At 60.6% G+C, this 18,332-nt stretch carries 13 protein-coding genes; 8 read left to right on the top strand and 5 right to left on the bottom strand.

Annotation, left to right across the window (positions count from 1 at the left end; translation table 11 throughout):
* Nucleotides 1-8 precede the first annotated feature (8 nt).
* A complete protein-coding gene (locus tag HBF25_RS03205) occupies nucleotides 9-971 on the bottom strand; it encodes an RHS repeat-associated core domain-containing protein (protein WP_166946509.1) in 963 nt (320 codons plus the stop codon).
* Between the two features lie 14 nt (nucleotides 972-985).
* Complete coding sequence (locus tag HBF25_RS03200) at nucleotides 986-6,289, bottom strand: RHS repeat protein (protein ID WP_166946508.1); 5,304 nt, start codon at nucleotides 6,287-6,289, stop codon at nucleotides 986-988.
* Nucleotides 6,290-6,679: 390 nt separating this feature from the next.
* On the opposite strand from HBF25_RS03200, the gene HBF25_RS03195 reads away from it, so the two are divergent.
* From HBF25_RS03195 to HBF25_RS03170, 6 genes are all read left to right on the top strand, one after another.
* Nucleotides 6,680-7,522, top strand: a complete 843-nt coding sequence (locus HBF25_RS03195; RefSeq protein ID WP_166946507.1) for an SAM-dependent methyltransferase — start codon at nucleotides 6,680-6,682, stop codon at nucleotides 7,520-7,522.
* A gap of 688 nt (nucleotides 7,523-8,210) precedes the next feature.
* Nucleotides 8,211-8,498 carry a hypothetical protein gene (locus HBF25_RS03190; RefSeq protein WP_166946506.1) on the top strand — a complete coding sequence of 96 codons (288 nt, stop codon included), beginning with the start codon at nucleotides 8,211-8,213 and terminating at the stop codon, nucleotides 8,496-8,498.
* 2 nt (nucleotides 8,499-8,500) lie between these two features.
* Complete coding sequence (locus HBF25_RS03185) at nucleotides 8,501-8,800, top strand: hypothetical protein (protein ID WP_166946505.1); 300 nt, start codon at nucleotides 8,501-8,503, stop codon at nucleotides 8,798-8,800.
* Nucleotides 8,801-8,980: 180 nt separating this feature from the next.
* Nucleotides 8,981-9,247, top strand: a complete 267-nt coding sequence (locus HBF25_RS03180) for a hypothetical protein (RefSeq protein ID WP_341778025.1) — start codon at nucleotides 8,981-8,983, stop codon at nucleotides 9,245-9,247.
* Nucleotides 9,248-9,249: 2 nt separating this feature from the next.
* Nucleotides 9,250-9,537, top strand: a complete 288-nt coding sequence (locus tag HBF25_RS03175) for a helix-turn-helix domain-containing protein (protein WP_166946504.1) — start codon at nucleotides 9,250-9,252, stop codon at nucleotides 9,535-9,537.
* A gap of 350 nt (nucleotides 9,538-9,887) precedes the next feature.
* Nucleotides 9,888-11,108, top strand: a complete 1,221-nt coding sequence (locus HBF25_RS03170; protein WP_166946503.1) for an arabinose transporter — start codon at nucleotides 9,888-9,890, stop codon at nucleotides 11,106-11,108.
* 145 nt (nucleotides 11,109-11,253) lie between these two features.
* Here the strand turns inward: HBF25_RS03170 and HBF25_RS03165 are convergent, their stop codons facing one another.
* Nucleotides 11,254-13,359 carry a hypothetical protein gene (locus HBF25_RS03165; RefSeq protein ID WP_166946502.1) on the bottom strand — a complete coding sequence of 702 codons (2,106 nt, stop codon included), beginning with the start codon at nucleotides 13,357-13,359 and terminating at the stop codon, nucleotides 11,254-11,256.
* An 86-nt stretch (nucleotides 13,360-13,445) separates the two neighbouring features.
* Nucleotides 13,446-13,631, bottom strand: a complete 186-nt coding sequence (locus HBF25_RS03160; protein ID WP_166946501.1) for a hypothetical protein — start codon at nucleotides 13,629-13,631, stop codon at nucleotides 13,446-13,448.
* Nucleotides 13,632-13,667: 36 nt separating this feature from the next.
* Here HBF25_RS03160 and ilvA point away from each other — a divergent pair, with 36 nt between their 5' ends.
* On the top strand, nucleotides 13,668-15,269 hold the full coding sequence (ilvA, locus tag HBF25_RS03155) for a threonine ammonia-lyase, biosynthetic (RefSeq protein ID WP_166946500.1): 1,602 nt from the start codon (nucleotides 13,668-13,670) through the stop codon (nucleotides 15,267-15,269).
* Nucleotides 15,270-15,305: 36 nt separating this feature from the next.
* Nucleotides 15,306-16,829, top strand: coding sequence for a hypothetical protein (locus tag HBF25_RS03150; protein ID WP_166946499.1), 1,524 nt, complete (start codon nucleotides 15,306-15,308; stop codon nucleotides 16,827-16,829).
* A 23-nt stretch (nucleotides 16,830-16,852) separates the two neighbouring features.
* On the opposite strand, the gene HBF25_RS03145 is transcribed toward HBF25_RS03150, so the two are convergent.
* Nucleotides 16,853-18,178, bottom strand: coding sequence for a retropepsin-like aspartic protease (locus HBF25_RS03145; RefSeq protein ID WP_166946498.1), 1,326 nt, complete (start codon nucleotides 18,176-18,178; stop codon nucleotides 16,853-16,855).
* Nucleotides 18,179-18,332: the final 154 nt, after the last annotated feature.

The following is an 18,332-nucleotide window of genomic DNA, read 5'->3' as shown; positions in this document are numbered from 1 at the left end:
CCTCGTGATCATTGCATGGGGACGCGTATATGGTTAATTGCTCCCGCATCGACAGCCTGCTGCAGCGGCGCGGATAGCTTTGTGCTTTCGTTCGTATACAGATCGAATCGTAAATCGCTCTTCTGCGCAAATTGCATGTAATCCTTGATTTGCGACGTCAGTCCTTGGAGACTGACATTTTTAATCTCGCTAATAGAGACATCTTGCCTAAAGCCGTCAGATATGCGCCTTGAACCGTTAATCTCGAACCGGAGGCGTTCGCCGATATTGTAAGTCTCTTTGACGGCGGCTTCTCCCCGAGCCCCCTTCGCAGCTGCCTGCGCCATGCGTTCCCCGGCGATAGCGACGCGACCCGCCCCGCGCACCTCGCCCACCATGGGTAGGGCCGCCATGGCCCATTCACCCCCGCTGCACCCCTGCGAGGCGCAGTTGATCAGACCGCCCCCGGGCACGACCGTGTCCAGTAGCACCGGCAGCGTGACGTTCCGACCGGTGGTCTTCCACGCTTCCATCATCCCGGGCGCTTGCCAGTTGATCGATCCTGGCACCGTCTGGCGACCGTCCGGATCGACGTTACCGACAGGGTTGTTGTGCGCGTAGGCGAAGGAATTGAACGCCAGAATGTCTCCTGGGCCTGCGCCTGCGGGATCCGTACTCAAGAAGCGTCCCACGGCAGGCTCGTAGTACCGCGCCTGCATGTACACCAGCCCCGAATCCGGGTCGCCGACATGCCCGGTATAGCCCGGCCCAGGCGCCGGACTTCCCAGCGCCTGCGCACCATAGGGCCGATAGTCCGTCGTCGTCAGCAGATTGCCTGCCGCATCCGCCGTCGCAAGCACCGTGCCTTGTGGGCTGGTGTAGTAATAGGTAACCGTTTCGGCGCCCGCTGCCGATGCGGCAAGGCCCCATCCGAGGGCCAACACCATCACGACGAATCGGAACAGGTCACGCACAAGCGTACGATGCTTCATAACGATACCTCCCCTCATATCCATGCCGAGCAGCCAACAGCGTTGCAAGCCCGTACCTGGTAGCGATAAGGCGGCGTCTCACCAAACGGAGAAAGCAAAACATTGACTGACGTGGTCGGCGGAAGAATCGTCCACGTGTCGGGCGTGTCCAGACCGCGGACCTCGTATCGGGAGGCCCCCGGCGAGGCATCCCACAGGAAGATCAGATTCTCGAATTTGCGGTTGGGATAGGTCTTCGTATAACGAGGATTGGCCGGTACCGGAGGAATACTCGCGGCGCTCACGGTCACCGCACTGCTGTTAGGGCCGCAGCCGGCCACGTTGCAGGCAGCAACCACATAGGTGTAGCTGCCATCGCCCCGGCCACTCGTGCTCCAGCTTCCCGAGCCGTTGGACTGCACCACCGTCCAGCCGCCACCGTTGACGCTTTCACTCAACAGGTAGCTGGTGGCACCGGCCACGCCGGTCCAGCTGACGGTCCAGGCGCCATTGTTGCTGCTGCCTGGCGCGCTGATGGACGGCGCACCCGAAGGCGGCAGCGTCACGGCTACGGCCCCGCTGGTGGCGTAGCCGCCACAGCCATTGGCATTGCAGGCCTTCACCCGGTAGCTATAGCTCCCCGAGGCGCCGGCCTGAAGACTGAACGACGTGGCGCCGCCGTTGTAGATCGCACCCCAGCCGCCGCCATTGACGCTTTGTTCGAGGCTGTAGCTGGTGGCATACGCCGTAGCGGACCAGCTGACGCCGACCACTCCCGTACTGCTGCCGGGTACGCTGATCGAGGCAGGTGCCGGAGGGATGTGCGCGACCCTGACGGTATTGCCCGCCACCCAGGCGCTGCATCCGTTCGCATTGCAGGCATGCGCCTGATAGGCATACGTGCCGTCGCCCGGGTTGGCCACGCTCGACGACGTGCCACTACCCGAGTAAAGGTCGGTCCATGCCCCGCCGTTCACGGATTGCTGCAAGCCGTACGACGTGGCGGTCGCCGAGGCCGACCATGTGATGCCAATGGATGAGAGATCGCCGGCCAGCGTCGTCGTGACGGCCGCAGGCGGGTTCGGTGCCGAGGGCGGAGGCGACACCACGGTCGTGGCGATGCCGCTCCAGGGTCCGCATCCCCCTGCATTGCACGAACGCACCTGGTAATGAAACGTTCCTGCTGCCGGGTGCGTGATCGACTGGGAAAGCTGTGCCGTATTTGCTATATCGCTCCAGGCGCCTCCATCGGGCTGCTCCTGGAGTTCGTAACCCGTCGTGGCGGCGGTGGATGTCCACGATACGATATAGGCACTGCTGGCCTGTGCCGAAGCGGGGGCAGTGAGCACTGGAGCGGCGCTGGGAACGAGCACGTTGTTCGTACGCGCCACCAGCTTCTTGCCCAGGTAGATGTAATCCGTACCGCTGTTGGTCGCCGGATCGAACTGCCACAGGAGCTGACCATCGTGGCTGTAAAGCGAATAGGTAGTGGCTCCTGCCGTGGTCACCGCCTTCACCCGGCGACCTTCGGCATCGTACCGGTAGGTGTCGGCACCCACGACAGCCACCAGCCTGTCAGCCTGGTCGAACGTGTACTGCGCACTGCCGTTCTGGACGACATTGCCTCGTGCATCGTAGTTGAAACTGCGTGCGAGGCTTCCGCCAGAAATGCTGCGCAAAAGATTGCTCGCATCGTAGTTGTATGTGTTGGTGGTGCCGCCGGTGGCCATGCTCACAATATTGTTGAGCGTGTCGTACCCGTAGGTTTCCGTTCCCCATAACGCCGATGATGACGAGCGCAACCGGTCGAGCCCGTCATACTGGAACGACTTCGAGCGCGTTGCACCACTGGTCAGGTCATTGATCGCGGTAATGTTGCCGTTGTTGTCGTAGATGAAGTCTTCGCTCAGCTGTAGCGCGCCGGCATGGGCGTACGAGACGTTGGAAAGCAGGTTCCGCGCATTGCGCTGCCCCAGGTAATCGACCCCGTTGCCCAGCGTGGCATGCTGCAGCTGATCGTCCGGGAAGTACGTGGCACCGGTGGCATAGGCTCCTGCCTGGGTCGGGCGCCCCAGGGCATCGGGTGACAACACCAGGGCTTTGCCGTCCGGATAGCTCACCGCACCCAAAGCACCATTGGTGTCGTAACCAAAGCCTACCGGCCAGATGTGCCCGTCCACGGAGAGGCTCTGCCCCGTGGGCAGGTCGCGCTTGTTGTACACGAAGGTCCAGACGATCCCGTCCGTCGATTCGGTCAGGAGCTTGCCGGTCGGGGTATACGTGAAGCTGCTGGCTGGCGTGGTCCCCGGATACGTGACCTGCGTCACTCGGTTGAGCGCATCGTAACTGCGTGATACCTGCGCCGCGGCCGGCACCTGGTCCGACGCGCACCCTGTTCCACCGAGGGACAGGCCCTTCGCGCTCCAGATCACGTTGTTGGCGGCGTCGTAGGCCGTGACCGTGCTGGCCGTCTCCGGCTCGGTAGAGCGGCACAGGCGGTGGAAGGCGTCATACACCAGGGTCTTCGTGACGCCGCCCTGGGCTATCTGCGTCGGATTGCCATACAGGTCGCGTGCGATCGACTGGACGACGCCTTCAGGCGCCTGCACCAGTACCGGATGATCCAGCGTCGGCTCGTCGAATACCTGATAGGACGTGGTGGTCGTGTTGCCCCTGGGGTCGGTCACCTGCTTGCGGGCGCCGGACAGATAGGAGGTGGTGGTCGTCAGCGCGGCGCCGGTTTCCGACGGCTGGATGGTCTGTATGGCACGCGACAGGGCATCGTAGTTCGTCGTGATGCCGCCGGTGACGTCGCCGTAGTTCGGCGCGCCATCCACGGCATAGGACTGGAACACGGTATTGCCATGCCAGTCGTGCGTCGTCACCGTCGTGGTCTGCAAGGCGCCGTCGCCGCTGCGATAGCGCCCGGTCAGCATGGGCCTCAACAGGGCGTCGAAGTAAGTCGTGTCTGTCCGGCTTCCCTGCGTTACCGTGCGGCGCCAGTGATTGGCATCGATGCCGCGCTCGGCGGCAGCGACGAAGGCATACGAAAAAACCCGCGGTGCCCACGCCACCGAATCGCCGCCCGGGTAGGATATCTGCGCGAGACGACCTACCGCGTCATACGCAAAGCTCGTCGTATTGCCAGCCTGGTCCGTTACCGAAGCCACCTGGCCGAAATCATCGACGCCGATATGCTCGGTCGTCTGGTCCGGATAGGTCACCGTCGTCGGCAGGCCCCGCTGATATCCCGCAAGAGACGTGGCATGCCCGTTGCCGTCGGTATAGCTGGCCAGCTGTCCCGCCCCGTCATAGGTATAGGTCATGAGGGTTTGGCCGAAACGGGCGCGGCTCTGAAGCTGGTCCTGCGCGGTATAACCGTTAACCGACTCCGTTTCACCCGTGGAAACATTGGTCACCTGCACGGGCAATCCAAGCACCCAGAGCGCCGCATCGTTGAGGTAACTGGTGGACTCGACAATAGCAGTCTGGCCGGCGACATTGTTCGACCGTGTCACCTGCGCCGGATTGGCAAAGGCATCGAACGACTGAGCGGCCCAGGTATAGGTGTCGCCATCCTGTACTGTCGTCCGCGTCGTTACAGGGGTCAACCTGCCCATCTGGTCGGCATTGACGGCCAGTATCTGCGAGCGGCCCAGCATCGCCGGCCAGGGCCAGGGCGATGAACCATCCGCCGCCGGCAATGCATACGCCGATGCTTCCGAGCGCACGATGGCGGACGTATCGCCGGCCGAGAAGTAATCGCTTTGCAGCAGCAGGCTTTCCGATGCATCGAAGCGATTGCTGAAGGTATAACGGGTGGTTCGATTGGACGGGTCGACCATTTCCGTGGTGACCGTCGTGGGGCAACCCGTGGTGCAGGTCGACCAGCTGTCATTGGGCGACGAATAGCTGTAGGTCCAGCTCTGCGTACCGATGCCCGCACCGCTCAGCGTCCGCTGGATCAGCGAATTCTGCTTGTACACGGCTTGAAAACGATTCTCGTCGGCGCCGTTCACTCGCAGGCATACGGCAGGCACGTAGGAACGGCCGCGAATCGTGGTCTGCAAGGTAAACGTACCTGTGACGCCTGCCGGGTGCGTGATCGAACCGGTCGACGTCACCGCATCCTGGGGACGCAGCTGATAGGTGCAGCCCTGGTTGACGATAAGCGCCCCGTCGGCGGGCAACGGCGCGAAGCCACCGAGGTTGAACGTCCAGGCGCTGCCATCGGGCAACTGGACGCGATTCAGTCTCGGAATCACGGGATTCGTGTCGTAGCTATAGGTCCAGGTACGCGGTGCCGCGCTGGAGGGTTGCACGATGATGCTGTGGACGCGATAAGCCACCGGGTCGTAGTAGTTGCCGAACGGATCCTTGGCCGGGTTCTGCCATGTTTCATAGGCCAGCGTCACTTTCCGTCCATCGCTGCCATCGATTTCGGTGAGGTTGCCGTTGCCGTCGTACGAGTAGGTCAGCGAGTTGCCGAAACGATCCACCACGCGCGATACATTCATCGTCGCCAGCCGGCGATGCAGCGCGCCGCCGCCGCCCGTGGCCATGTAGTCGGTCTTCTTATAGAGCAGCACGTCCATGTAGTACTTCGTGCCGTCCGGCGATACGGCGACAAATCCCTCGCCGGGCTGTCCATTGGACGTGGCCGGTGTACAGCCCACGGCCCAGCGCGCTTTCGTCACCAGGGGAAACGTCACGGGATTGCCATCGGAGCCCGTCATGGCGGGTACCTGAGCATTGCCAGCGTCACGGGTCAGCAGATCCTGGCTTCCGCTACCGGGAACGACGAGCTGGTAACCATGCCACCAGTCATCGGCCTTGTAGGTAATCACGGTACCCTTGAAGCTCACGAACTCGTCCGGGGCGCCCCCGGAAGAGCTGCAACGCTGCGCGTCGGAGATGAAAAACCATCGCGCCGTGGCCGGGGGATCGACATTGGCGGTGCCACTCGCGGCCGAAAGGGTCTCGATGCGCGGCGTCTCCAGTGACCAATCGACGAACGCATTGTCGATAAAGTCGTAGTAGACCGACTGTGCCGGGGCATCGGCGGAGTGAAATGAACGTGTCAGCTCGATGTCCGGCCCCTGCCCCGTCAACTTGATGTCGTTCTCTTCGAACGATAACGCACCGTTATAGAGACTGATGCTCTCGCCAAACGGATGCTCGCCAACCGGCTGGATTTCTTCCGATACCTTGATGCGCTTCTGGAATTCACTCTCAGGCGTGACTGCCGAGGACTGGGCCAGTAGCTGGCCGCTCATGCACGCCACCACCAGGGCAAGCGCAGACCGCGCTGCCCAGCCACGCACTTCGACGTTCGACATCCCTCGTCCCCTGGTCCTGCTCGTATTGTCCAGGCGGTCCATCGAAGGCAATCCGCCTGCCCCTGGCCGATCATGGCGACCGACAGGCGGAGCATCGGAAGGCATTGCTTAAACGGTCGTGAAGACGTAGCGGCAATATATTGCGACTTTCGGTACTTCCGGCAGGCCTGATCGGGGCCGGGGTGAAATTGACGCTTCAAATTCGCTATAAATAACGGCAATGAGCCGGCGGAAGCTGAGTCGTCTGTTCGCAATATATTGATGGCATTTTTTTTTTCAGTATCCCCGTTATTTCCGGATGGCTATGCGTGCCCCCGCACAAGCCGTGAGCACCGCATTGCGCCAAGTAAGGGATAATCGGCGGTCCACCCGCCTCAAGAGCCCTTCCCCGTGCCCCATTATTCCGGCCCCCTCCTTACCTCGGACACCGCCACCGCGCTGCTCGCCGCACGCGATGCCGGTGAAACGACGTGGACCGGCTCGCTGGACCTGGGCCGCGGCACGGGCGTGGCCACGCTCGCAGCGGATGCCTGGCGCTGGCACGACAAAAGCTATCCCTACCCCGAGGGGCTGAAGGACCGCACCATCTACTACTGGGATGGCGAGGGCTACGACCGCGCCGCCCGTTTCTCCGGCTCGCTGATCAAGCTCGTGCCCACCGAGTGGGGCGTGCCCACCTTCGAAATCGACGGCATCAAGATGCTGCCCACTTCGAAGGAGTCACCGCTGGACGACGCCCGGCGCAAGGTTGCGCTTGTGCAGCCGTCGGGGAAGGTCGTGCTCGATACCTGCGGGGGCATGGGTTACTTCGCGACCTGCTGTCTTGACGCAGGGGCTGCGCGCATCATCTCGTTCGAGAAGAATCCTGACGTGATGTGGCTGCGCACGATCAATCCCTGGTCGCCCGACCCGGACGCGGCCTCCAGTGGTGGCCGGCTCGATTTCAGCAATGCGGACGTCTCCGCAGCGATACGCGCCCTGCCGGATGCATCGGTGGACGCCGTGCTGCACGATCCGCCACGCTTCGGCATCGCAGGCGAGCTCTACGCACAGTCGTTCTACGACCAGATCGCACGCGTACTGCGTCGCGGTGGCAGGCTGTTCCACTACACCGGCAGCCCCAACAAACTCACCAGCGGCCGCGATGTGCCACGCGAAGTGGCAAAGCGCCTGGAAAAATCAGGCTTCAAGGCCGAACCGGCCCTCGACGGCGTCTACGCCCAAAAACGCTAACCCCCATGTAGGAGCGCGCCTCGCGCGCGACCTGTGCAGAGCCGTGATGTACAGTGAAGTGAGCGCGTTGCAGGGGTCGCGCGCAAGGCGCGCTCCTACATGGGGAATGAGAGGGTTCGCCATTGACAGGCGTGATGCGGTGCTGATGCAAGAAACATCGCAACCAAATGTCGCAACGCATGCTCAGGACTACAGACAATCCGGAGACGATCTGATACGTTTTCCGCCAGTTGCCGATGGATCGGATGCGAAGAAGAAGCACCGGCAACCGTTACTCACCATCATGGTGAAAGCGCAGAGAGGGTTCGGGTTGCAGCCCTTGCCCTCTCCACTGACCTCAACCTCGCTAAAGAAGGCTGAAGCTATGTCGAAGTTTACGGCATTCCCCCGTCCACCGCTTGGACGCGGCATTCCCCCCGACGATACCCGGGCGTTCCGGTACCACACCGGACGCGACTGAAGCCACTCGGCATCCGTCGATCTCATGCCTTTTGCCCTGCCGTTTTCACCCGGCGCGTTGCCGTGTGGCCCGGATGAGGCCGACTGACGCCGATTCATCGCGCTAACAAAACGTCCGCCACCCCATCGAGGGGAGGCGTGGGGCAATGCGCCTCGCCGGTCGAGTGACGAGGGGTGCGTCGAGAGGCGTACCCCGCTCGGCAGGAAGGGCGCCATGGGAGAAACCGCAATGAATAAACCACACGATCCGTGCCGCATCGGCGAAGGCAGCTATGTGCTCGATCCGGAAACCAGCCTCGATACGCTGATCGACGACGCTGGCGAATACCACGCCTACGCCGAGACCATCGTCGAGATGCTGGCAGAAATGGCAGCCGACACCGATCTGTTGAACCGTCGCCAGCTGATAGGACTTATCGGCAATCTTTCCGTGATGAGTCGCATGGTGGGCCAGTGCATCCAGCAAGCGAAGGTGCGGCGGATGTGGGATGCGCACGCCATGTTGGGAGGTGGCTGAGCGTGCTTCCGACCTACTTCATCCTCGCCGGTGGCATGGCGTTACTGGCCGCCAATATCCTCGTTTACATCGATCGCATGCATGGGCGGACACGTGCATGCCGTAGCGCACGCGATTTCTGCGCGGTGTCGTTCGGGTTCTTCCTGGTGGCGAGCGCCGCTTTGCTTGACCTGACTACACAGGTCTGGGTTGATCCGAAAGAAAGCCTGGCACTGGCCATACTCAAAAGCGCGGGCGGCGGTCTGGCGATATCAACGGCGTCGGCAATGGGATTTTGTGTGGCCGCACGGCTGGATTCCTGAGGCAAGAAGCTAGGCAGTGACGATTGACCTTCCTATGCAGCGGCCTTTTTCAGCCTGGCGACTGACGCCACTATCCGGATCAAGCTAATGTAACCGGCCCAGCCAAAGTCGGAGACTTTCTGTGCGCAAAGCCAAGTACTGCGCGAGACGCCAGTTTTCACCCGGCTTATCACTGAACTGGTGGGCCACGACAACTATGCGGCCTTTCAACAATGGCTGGCCCAGCATCCGGAGGCCGGCGACGTCATACAGAATACGGGCGGTCTGCGCAAAATCCGCCTGGCTTGCGGTGGTCAGGGAAAACGCAGCGGGGCCAGGGTCATTTACTACCACTTCGTCAGAAGATCCCATATCGCCATGCTCCTGGTCTATCCAAAGAACGCCATGGGCGATCTGACTGAATCTCAGAAGAAATCCCTGAAACATCTGATCGACACCTGGAGATAGCCATGGATAAGCAGCTTTTCGCAGAACTGATGGAAAGCGTCAGTCAGATGGACGAGATCGTCCGGGGCAAGCGCAAGCCTTCCCGGGAGTTTCATGTAGACCCGGCGGGTATCAGGGAAATCAGGCAGGCTACCGGTCTGTCGCAGCCAAAATTCGCGCAGATGCTTTCCGTCGATGTGGGAACGCTCCGCAACTGGGAACAAGGTCGCCGTGAGCCTACCGGCCCTGCACGAGCGCTACTGCGCGCTATCCGGAATGATCCTGTGAATGTGCTGAAGGCACTGGCCTGAAACCCTCTCCGGATGACGTCATTACCAGGCGTTTCCTTGAATAAAAACCTGAACTTGACGTCACGGAACAAGCCGGCCACATCCGGCTTTCGTCTATTTCAGGCCTTATTTACCGAATCCTGACGATATCCGGGAGGCGCGGAAAATGCGATCTCCAATGCGAATAGTCGATCCGGTCAATTGACCCTATCATTCCGGTCAACGTAATCCGACATTTGCTTAAGGTCGGTTACTCAATACCGCCCCGATTCCAAATACTCCATACCTCTTCGCCTTCCGCTGCCTTTCATGGGCAAGCTCCGGGTGCGCGAGAGTCCATGGCTCAGGCCTTTCCATAACTATTTCTCTCTATGTCAAAGCATCCAGATCTCACAGGATCATCCCCTGGCACGCCGACATCCCTGCCATCGAGCAGCAAAGTATTCCTCACGCTACTGCCAATCACCCTTGCCGTCTTCATCAGCTTTCTCGCCATCGGCCTGCAAATGCCGGTGCTGCCGGTGTACCTCCACGAAACACTCGGTATGAGTACGCTGATTGTCGGCATAGTGATCGGCGCGCAATTCCTCGCTGCCCTGCTTTCGCGATCCTGGGCGGGTAACTTCGCCGACATGCGCGGCGCCAAGCGCGCCGTTGTTGCGGGCCTGCTCTTTGCCGGCAGCTCTGGCCTTGTCTATCTGTTATCCACCGCTTTCGTCGCCAACGCCGGAGCATCAACCTGGCTGGTCCTGCTTGGACGCATCATGCTGGCACTGGGCGAAAGCCTGATCGTTACCGGTGCGTTCGGCTGGTCCATAGCGCTGGTTGGTCCGCAGAATGCGGGCAAGGGCATGGCTTGGATTGGTATCGCCATGTTCGCCGCATATGCGCTTGGTGCACCGCTGGGTGTACTGGTAAACAATCATTGGGGCTTTACGGGCATCGCTTCAGTCATCGTGCTCATTCCGTTTCCAGCCATGGCGGTGATATCCCGCCTGCGTGCCGTGGCGCCCTCAGCGACACGCAAGACACCCTTTTACAAAGTGCTTGGCGTGGTGATGGGTCCGGGCCTGGGACTGGCGTTGTCGAGCACGGGCTTTGGCCTGATCACCGCATTTATCGCTCTGCTCTTCACCACCAAGGCCTGGGGCAATGCATCGCTTGCGTTCGTGGCGTTCGGTTTTGCCTTCATTGCGGCACGCATCTTCTTCGGGCATCTGCCGGACAAGATCGGTGGCGCAAAGGTTGCTTTGGTGAGCGTGGCCATCGAGTGCCTTGGCCTGTTGCTGGTCTGGAGCGCGGATACCGCCGACGCCGCCTGCCTGGGCGCGGCATTCACCGGGTTCGGTTATTCGCTGGCTTTTCCTGGCTTTGGTGTTGAAGCCGTACGACGCGCGCCGCCCCAGACGCGGAGTCTCGCGATGGGTGCCTATGTCGCCTTTCTCGACATTGCCCTGGGGATCACCAGCCCGTTGGCAGGTGGCCTCGCAGAAGTGCGCGGCATTGCATCGGTCTATCTGGCCGGGGCCGTCGCCGTTGGCCTGGCGATGGTCGTCGCGCTACGGTTGATGCTCACCGAGCCACCTCGATGAAATCCAGCGAGCGAAGTTGCGCCGAAGGACACTAATCATCCTGGGACAGTAGTTGTCATGGGTCAGGGCGAACGGATCACTCATTTGGGCAGCTATGTACTCTCAGAAATAGTCATGCGACCGTCACTGCCTCGCAGGCGATGACTCACATGTCACGATGGATCCAACCATTACCGTAGAAAAGTTCATGGACCTGATTGTCAACACCCATGTAATCGATGCGCGCCACGCCGTCTGATCCCACAAATTCACGGGGATCGCCAGCCAGAAGAACGGCGCCACGTGTCTGGCTCAGGTCGTTGTGGGACCACGAGTTCATCCACCACACGAGCTCATGAAGATGGTTATCGACTCCACGATATATGGCTCTGGGAGCGTCGCCTGCCAATATTCCTGAGGCCTTACCCTGTGCGGAAGGTGCGCCTGTCGCCGCCGTCACATCCGTATGAGTCCAGCCATCAGAATCCAGGCGAAATTCATGGATATCACCGGCGCTGTCTCTATAGATCACATGTGGACGCTGAGACGAATCAACGTAGCCAGTGGGGTCGGAGAAAGCTGGGGCCGAGCCCGTAATACTCGTCATCTGCCATTGATTCCAGGCACCATTGAAATAATAGAGCTCGACAATCCCGGCGTTTGTGTCCCTATAAATAATGCGTTTCACGCCGTTGGCAATGTACCCCTCGGGTGACCCAAGTGCAGCACTTCCTCTTGGCAGGCTGGCGGCTGAAACATTCGTGTCATGCCACCCAGAGGCATCCAACGATAGAAGATGCACGTCACCGGCCTCATCGCGGTAAACCACGTTCGCGGAGCCATCAACGCCAACGAATGGTCGAGGATCGGCACCCAGCACAGGCAGGCCCAGCGTGCTTGTCATATCCCACTCAGCCCAGCCAGTCTGACTCTCGAAAATCTCCCTGAGATGGTGGCTTGAATCGCGGTAAATCACACGGGCTGCATTTCCCGCATAGTAGCCCACCGGATCGCCCTCCGCTGAACCCGACGCCAGGTTCAGCAGTCTGTTCGGTTTACCATCGAGGTTACTAATGAGTAGCTTGATATCCATACCATCACGAAAGACCACACCGGGCAGCGGTTCATTGAAGCCAGCGATCTCACCAGACACGTGGTGGGGGATGGTAGACGTAACCCTCAGATTGGAAATTGACATCCCAAGCTGACCATGACTGCCCTGCGGAGCATAAATCTCTCCATCAGCGCCAATTAACGAGAATTCATAGTCCAAGGGATTGATCGAGATACCCGCATATGGATAGGTATACTCGCCATCATTCTGGGATGATTTCACCTTGAGCATTCTGACTGCTTCAATGGCCTTGATAAATTCCTCTGGGCTGACCCGGAAATGTATCAGACCTGGTGAAAACACTTCGGATTGAAAATCAAGCGACCCATCACCTGGAACTCGATGCAGCCAGTTGGGTGATTCTATGGCGGCTTGCACAATGGGATGTGGAGTAGTGCCCGTGATATCGCTGTGAGCAAGCTCTATACGAGAATATGACCGGTTGCGACTGTAGTAGCCGACCTGAAATGTCAATCCGCACTTCTGATCGTTCACCACGCATCCGCCGGTTCCGTCGATGGCAACAAACTCGAAATACGCCTGGGCAGTTGCCGCGGCTATCGATTCGTCGTACTTGACACCCGTGATGAACGAAATATCAAGCTGATGTGCCATGGACGGAAACAGGCTTGGGCGCGGCGATGCCTCATACCAGCAGCCCATACCCAGCGCGTTCGAATCATAGTAAAGCTTAGCGCCCGGGTCCATTGAGTTTAGCCAGAGACCCACCGTGGTTCCTGCAACCTGTACACCGCTATACCCGTATTGATCGGTATGGCCTCGCTGATAAGAACCCAGTGCAATGGTGCTCGTTACTCCGGTGAACTCCCCTAACCACCAGCTATTAATTGGCACGATAGGAGGCTCGCCGCTATCCCAGGCATCCCATACGCTAAGCACACGATCTTGCGGTAAATTGGGAGGGCTTTTAACCACCTGGTCTAGGCCTTCGGGCAGTACCGGCGGCTGGTACAACGGAAGCATGGGAGTCGAATTGCCATCCGATATGCGAGCAGGCATGCATTCACCCGCTGCAAGAGATATAACGCTTGCGGCACAGGCTTTTCCGCCAAAAACGATAAGCCCTGCGCCTATATAGAGCACGGACATTAGGCGCGGGCTCAGCGAACGAGCCCGGAGCATTCCTTTCTTCATCATTGGCTACTTGCTCCCTGGGATTGCGACGTACGTCCAACTGCGAGGCTCATCACCATACTAGCCGTGCGCGCCTCCCCCGGCGGCATTTAACAGTATTGGCTACGATAGGTGCCGTGGGCAGTCTTGACAACCGCCGCTCCGGGCACGAGCATCAGCGCCGTGAACATCATCACCGCCCGCATCGTCTCGATTATTACCCCCATCCCAACGATGGTGGGTTGATCGCGCACGTCAGGTGACCGAAACCCGCCCCAGGAGGCGGGTTTTTTCATGGCCCTCCTCCCAGAACCTCACGGAGAGAAGTGTCCATGCCGTCCACCGCCCTGCGTCACGCCAGTCCCGCACTGCCCTCGCCCGATCTCCAGGACTATCTGCGCCGGATTCTCACGGCCCGGGTTTACGACGTCGCCACGCGAACCGCCCTGCAGGAGGCCACCTCCCTCTCGGACCAGCTCGGTCACCGCCTTTTCCTGAAGCGCGAGGACACCCAGCCGGTGGCCTCGTTCAAGCTGCGGGGTGCCTATAACCGGATCAGCCAGCTCGATGCGGCGTCACTGGAGCGCGGTGTCATCACCGCCTCAGCGGGCAATCATGCCCAGGGCGTGGCCTGGTCGGCTGCCCGGCTGGGTGTGCGGGCCACCATCGTGCTGCCGCAGACGGCGCCCCGGGTGAAGGTGGATGCCACGCGGCGCTTCGGCGGCCCGACGGTGGACGTGGTGCTGGCCGGGGAGTCCTATACCGATGCGCATGCCCATGCCCTGGAGCTGCAACGCCGGCTGGGCATGACGTATGTGCCGGCCTTTGATGATCCCGACGTCATCGCAGGCCAGGGCACGGTAGCCATGGAGATCCTGGGCCAGCACCAGGGCGATCTCGATGCGATCTTCGTGCCCATCGGCGGCGGCAGTCTCGCGGCCGGTATCGCCAGCTATGTAAAGGCGGTGCGTCCGCAGGTGAAGGTCATCGGTGTGCAGACCCGTGACTCCTGTGCCATGGCTCGCTCGATCGATGCGGGGCACCGCGTGACGCTCTCCGAGGTGGGGCTGTTCTCCGACGGCACCGCCGTGAAACTGGTAGGCGAGGAAACCTTCCGACTCTGCCAGGCGTATCTCGACGATATGCTGCTGGTGGATACCGATGAGGTCTGCATGGCGATCCACGATATCTACCAGGACACGCGTACGTTGATGGAGCCTGCCGGCGCGCTGGCCGTGGCCGGTGCGAAGCAATATGCGAAGCGGCTTGCTTCGCAGGGAGGCACCTTTGTCGCCATCACCTCGGGCGCCAACCTCAATATCGATCGCATCCGCTTCATCGCCGAGCGCGCCGAAGCTGGCGGTGCGCGGGAGGCCTTGTTTGCCGTGAGCATTCCCGAGGAGCGAGGCAGTTTCCTGCATTTCTGCCAGCTGATCGGCCAGCGCAGCGTCACCGAGTTCAATTACCGCATGGGTAGCGACGATCGTGCGCGCCTGTTCGTGGGCTTGCAGATCGAGGATCGTCGTGAGGCCGGAGAGCTGAAGGCCGTGTTCGAAGGCGCGGGCTTTCCTACCGTGGACCTCAGTGGCGACGAACTGTCGCGCGAGCACATCCGGCACATGGTGGGCGGCCGTTCGCTGGCCGCCAACGACGAGCGCCTGTTCCGTTTCGAGTTCCCCGAGCGACCCGGTGCGCTCATGGCCTTCCTGCGTTCCATGGCACCGGAGTGGAATATCAGTCTGTTCCATTACCGCAACCAGGGAGCGGATTACAGTTCCACGCTGGTCGGCATCCAGGTGCCCGCGACAGACGGCCCGGCACTGGACCGGTTCCTCGATGGACTGGGCTACCCCTGTCGCGAGGAAACGGCCAATCCTGCGTACCGGCTTTTCCTTCGTGAACAGGACTCAAGTAATTGCGAGGTCGGCCGCTAAAGACGTCGAAGGAGCCGTTCCCAAGGACACCGACGCATGAATCCACTGAGCCTGACCGGTACGAACGCAGCCGCCAGCACTGGCTGGCAGGATCGCCTCATGGCCCTTTCCTCGCGAAAGGCAGCCGCTGCGGCGCAGCCGTCGGTGCAGGTCACGCTTGGCGCGTCCACGGCCACCGACGACACCTATGCGCCGGGTGGGCAAAGTGCGGCCGAACGCTATTCGAACAGTGCCCTGGGCGCGATGCTTGAGCGCAACGCAGGCGCGGCATCGGCGTCGGGCCTGTTCGCCGGCCTCGGCAAGGCCCTTCTCTCGCGCCTGGGTGCGGACGGCTCGGACGTGAAGCTCACGTCCGCCGCACCGACCGCGACGACGCAGACCGGCCTTGTCGCACCACCCGTGGATACGCCGCCGAGCGATACCTCGCTGTCGGTCAAGCTGACCAGTGGTGCGAGCGTCAAGATCACGCTGCACTCAGGCGAGGATGGCCTGTCCATCGATATGAGCAGCAGCCAGTCCCTGAGCGCGGAAGATCGCCAGTCGGTCGCCAGGCTTGGCGGTGCCTTCCAGGACATGCTGGACGGCATGAGCTCCACGCCGCCGAAGCTATCGCTGCAAGGCCTGACCGAAGGCGATTCGCGGATCGCTTCCGTGGACTTCAAGGCCAATGTGCCCACCCTGGGCGGTGCGGCGCAGACCATCGACTTCCATGCGGGCACCGACACACGCAGCGTGAAGGTCGATGGCCCCGGCGGCAAGATCGATGTTGCCATGGACATGCGCAACACCGCCCTCTGGGGCAACCAGAACCAGCGCAAGGCCGCCATCTCGAACTACCTCGACCAGATCGACGCGGCGACCAGTCGTGGCCAGGGCGACAAGAAGCTGGCGGGCCTGTTCAAGGATGCCTTCAGCCAGCTCAATGCCTCGTATCCGCCCGCAGCGGCCACGACGCCCAGCGATGGCGTACGCAACCTCAACGCGAAAGATCATGCCGTGTTGACCGGGCTGGCCGACTTCACGGCCACGATCGGCCAGGCCAGCAGCGCGCCCAATCCCATGCACCCCGAGGAGCTGGATACGTTCTCGTACCAGCTCTCGCAGCAGACCCGGCTCGGCGGCATCGGCGCAAACGACCGCACCATCGACCAGCAGCAGTCGTCACACCTGAAGGCGAGCTATCACACGGCGCCATCACCGGGCGCTTCGATGCAGATGGGCGGGAAGCCGGAGCTGCAGAACTACATCTACCGGCAGATCGACGACTCGGCCACCACCAACACCCATATGGCCTACGTCAAGGGACGCCTGGTGGCTGCAAGCGTCACCCAGTCGGCAAACCAGGCCACCCATGACAAGAAATACATCATGGGACAGATGGTCAGCGAAACCACCTCGCCGGCGCAGCGCAGCCATACGGAAGACCTGCTCAGCCTGCTCGATCCACCACGCAAGAAGGGCGACGATGCGCAGCCGCCCGCGGTATCGCAGGCTACGTTGGATCGCGTTCACGCGATGACCGGGCTTGTTTCCAGTGTGGGCGCCATCAAGGCGAACTGACGCTCGTTATCGGCCATCCTGAGTCACTTCGATTGCGAGGGATCAGGGGAGGTAGCCGAAGCATCTGACTTACCCGCTTCTTTCGGCAGGATGCAGGCCCTGTGGGAAGAGAAGTCGATGAAGACATTGGCGTCTTTAAGAAAACCGGAGCCCAGCGCGTACTCATAGTCGAGCTTGGGGCCCGGTCGTATCTCGGCAGTCACGGAGGTATGGATAGGGCCTGCAATCAACGAAACCCTCTTCTCCGCGTAGCTCACCGTGAATCTACCATTCACTGTCTGGATATCTTTTAGTCTGGCATCTGTCACCTCATCTGCCTCGCCACCTACTCTGGTCAAATAACCAGACGATCCTGTATCCAGCATGGCGATATGCGGCTGTCCATCGATCGTGATAGGAAAGCGGAGGCCACCCACCGTGCCAGTAAGGAGGGAGGACAAAATGATGGCCTGTTGACACGGTATCGCTGCCGTCGCTTCCCGAGAAAGAAGTCGCACGCCATCATAGGTAATAAGCATGGGTCCCAGGCGCGAAATCGCGTCCAGTCCAACTGCGCCGAACCGCGCTCCCGGAAGAACGGCCATAGACCATTGATTGAGAGTTATCCCTCCGATACTGATCTTCCTGGCAATACCAAGGGAAGATGATGCCTCTGCGCCGTTAGTGCTTCGAATCGTGAACCATCCGGATTGAATCGAGATGTTGGCAGCACTGGCGCTGGATTCAGACAGGATGGACATGAATGACCCTGTATCAAAACTCAAGGTGAGCGGATGCCCGTTCACCAGTACGTTGACGAAAACACCAGGCAGTTCAGATGCCGAGGCAGGCCCGAAGGCATGCTTTAGCGGAAGGTTGTAGCTTCGTTTCAACGGATCCAGTACTGATGAATGGGGTGTGCGAACCCAGCTTGTATAGTCTTCGACGTCGGCAAGTACATTGCGTGTCGCAAACGACGTTCCTGGAACCAACTTGCCACTCGACGCCTTCAATTGAGCGAGCTTGTTCGCCCAACCCGCGATATCACCTCGCATCAAATCATTGCCGGCCGCCAGCGCCCTGCAGATGAACACGGTTGACGGATCATCATGCAATCCAGCCTGCCTGACGCATTCTTCGGACTTTCGGTCCGAGGCATCCAGGTCGTATGTCATCCGCGAGTAAACGACATCTGCAATGTAGTGATTGGCACCTTGGCTGAATCTAAGCGCGTCCTCAGCCTTTTTTAGGTCACCGGAGGCCATCGCATCCAGGCTCCCTGCCCCATCGTGCAGCGTGATCCTTTCTGCTGGCGCGGCAGCCAGTGATATGAGTGGGGCGCCGAGCAAGAGAAATCCAAACCGCTTCATTATATTGCTATCTTCATTTATTTAGAGAGCAGAGCTCATGAAGTCGACCCACCTGAGTCCGGCACATTATCTGAAACCCGTGCTTACCTGGCCGCTGACGTTAATATACCTTCCCTTCCTAGTTGGCGGTTTTATGGATTTGATACGCCTCCCG

Origin of the sequence: Luteibacter anthropi, from assembly GCF_011759365.1 — a bacterium.
Classification (GTDB): Bacteria; Pseudomonadota; Gammaproteobacteria; order Xanthomonadales; family Rhodanobacteraceae; genus Luteibacter; species Luteibacter anthropi.
The sequence above is the reverse complement of the archived record's forward strand: the minus strand, read 5'-3'. Positions and strand labels throughout refer to the sequence as shown.

Excerpts from the sequence above, each read along its gene's own strand:
- HBF25_RS03205 (WP_166946509.1), bottom strand. The coding sequence starts at position 971 with ATGAAGCATCGTACGCTTGTGCGTGACCTGTTCCGATTCGTCGTGATG.
- HBF25_RS03200 (WP_166946508.1), bottom strand. The coding sequence starts at position 6,289 with ATGTCGAACGTCGAAGTGCGTGGCTGGGCAGCGCGGTCTGCGCTTGCC.
- HBF25_RS03190 (WP_166946506.1), top strand. The coding sequence starts at position 8,211 with ATGAATAAACCACACGATCCGTGCCGCATCGGCGAAGGCAGCTATGTG.
- HBF25_RS03175 (WP_166946504.1), top strand. The coding sequence starts at position 9,250 with ATGGATAAGCAGCTTTTCGCAGAACTGATGGAAAGCGTCAGTCAGATG.
- HBF25_RS03170 (WP_166946503.1), top strand. The coding sequence starts at position 9,888 with ATGTCAAAGCATCCAGATCTCACAGGATCATCCCCTGGCACGCCGACA.
- HBF25_RS03165 (WP_166946502.1), bottom strand. The coding sequence starts at position 13,359 with ATGATGAAGAAAGGAATGCTCCGGGCTCGTTCGCTGAGCCCGCGCCTA.
- HBF25_RS03160 (WP_166946501.1), bottom strand. The coding sequence starts at position 13,631 with ATGAAAAAACCCGCCTCCTGGGGCGGGTTTCGGTCACCTGACGTGCGC.
- ilvA (WP_166946500.1), top strand. The coding sequence starts at position 13,668 with ATGCCGTCCACCGCCCTGCGTCACGCCAGTCCCGCACTGCCCTCGCCC.
- HBF25_RS03150 (WP_166946499.1), top strand. The coding sequence starts at position 15,306 with ATGAATCCACTGAGCCTGACCGGTACGAACGCAGCCGCCAGCACTGGC.
- HBF25_RS03145 (WP_166946498.1), bottom strand. The coding sequence starts at position 18,178 with ATGAAGCGGTTTGGATTTCTCTTGCTCGGCGCCCCACTCATATCACTG.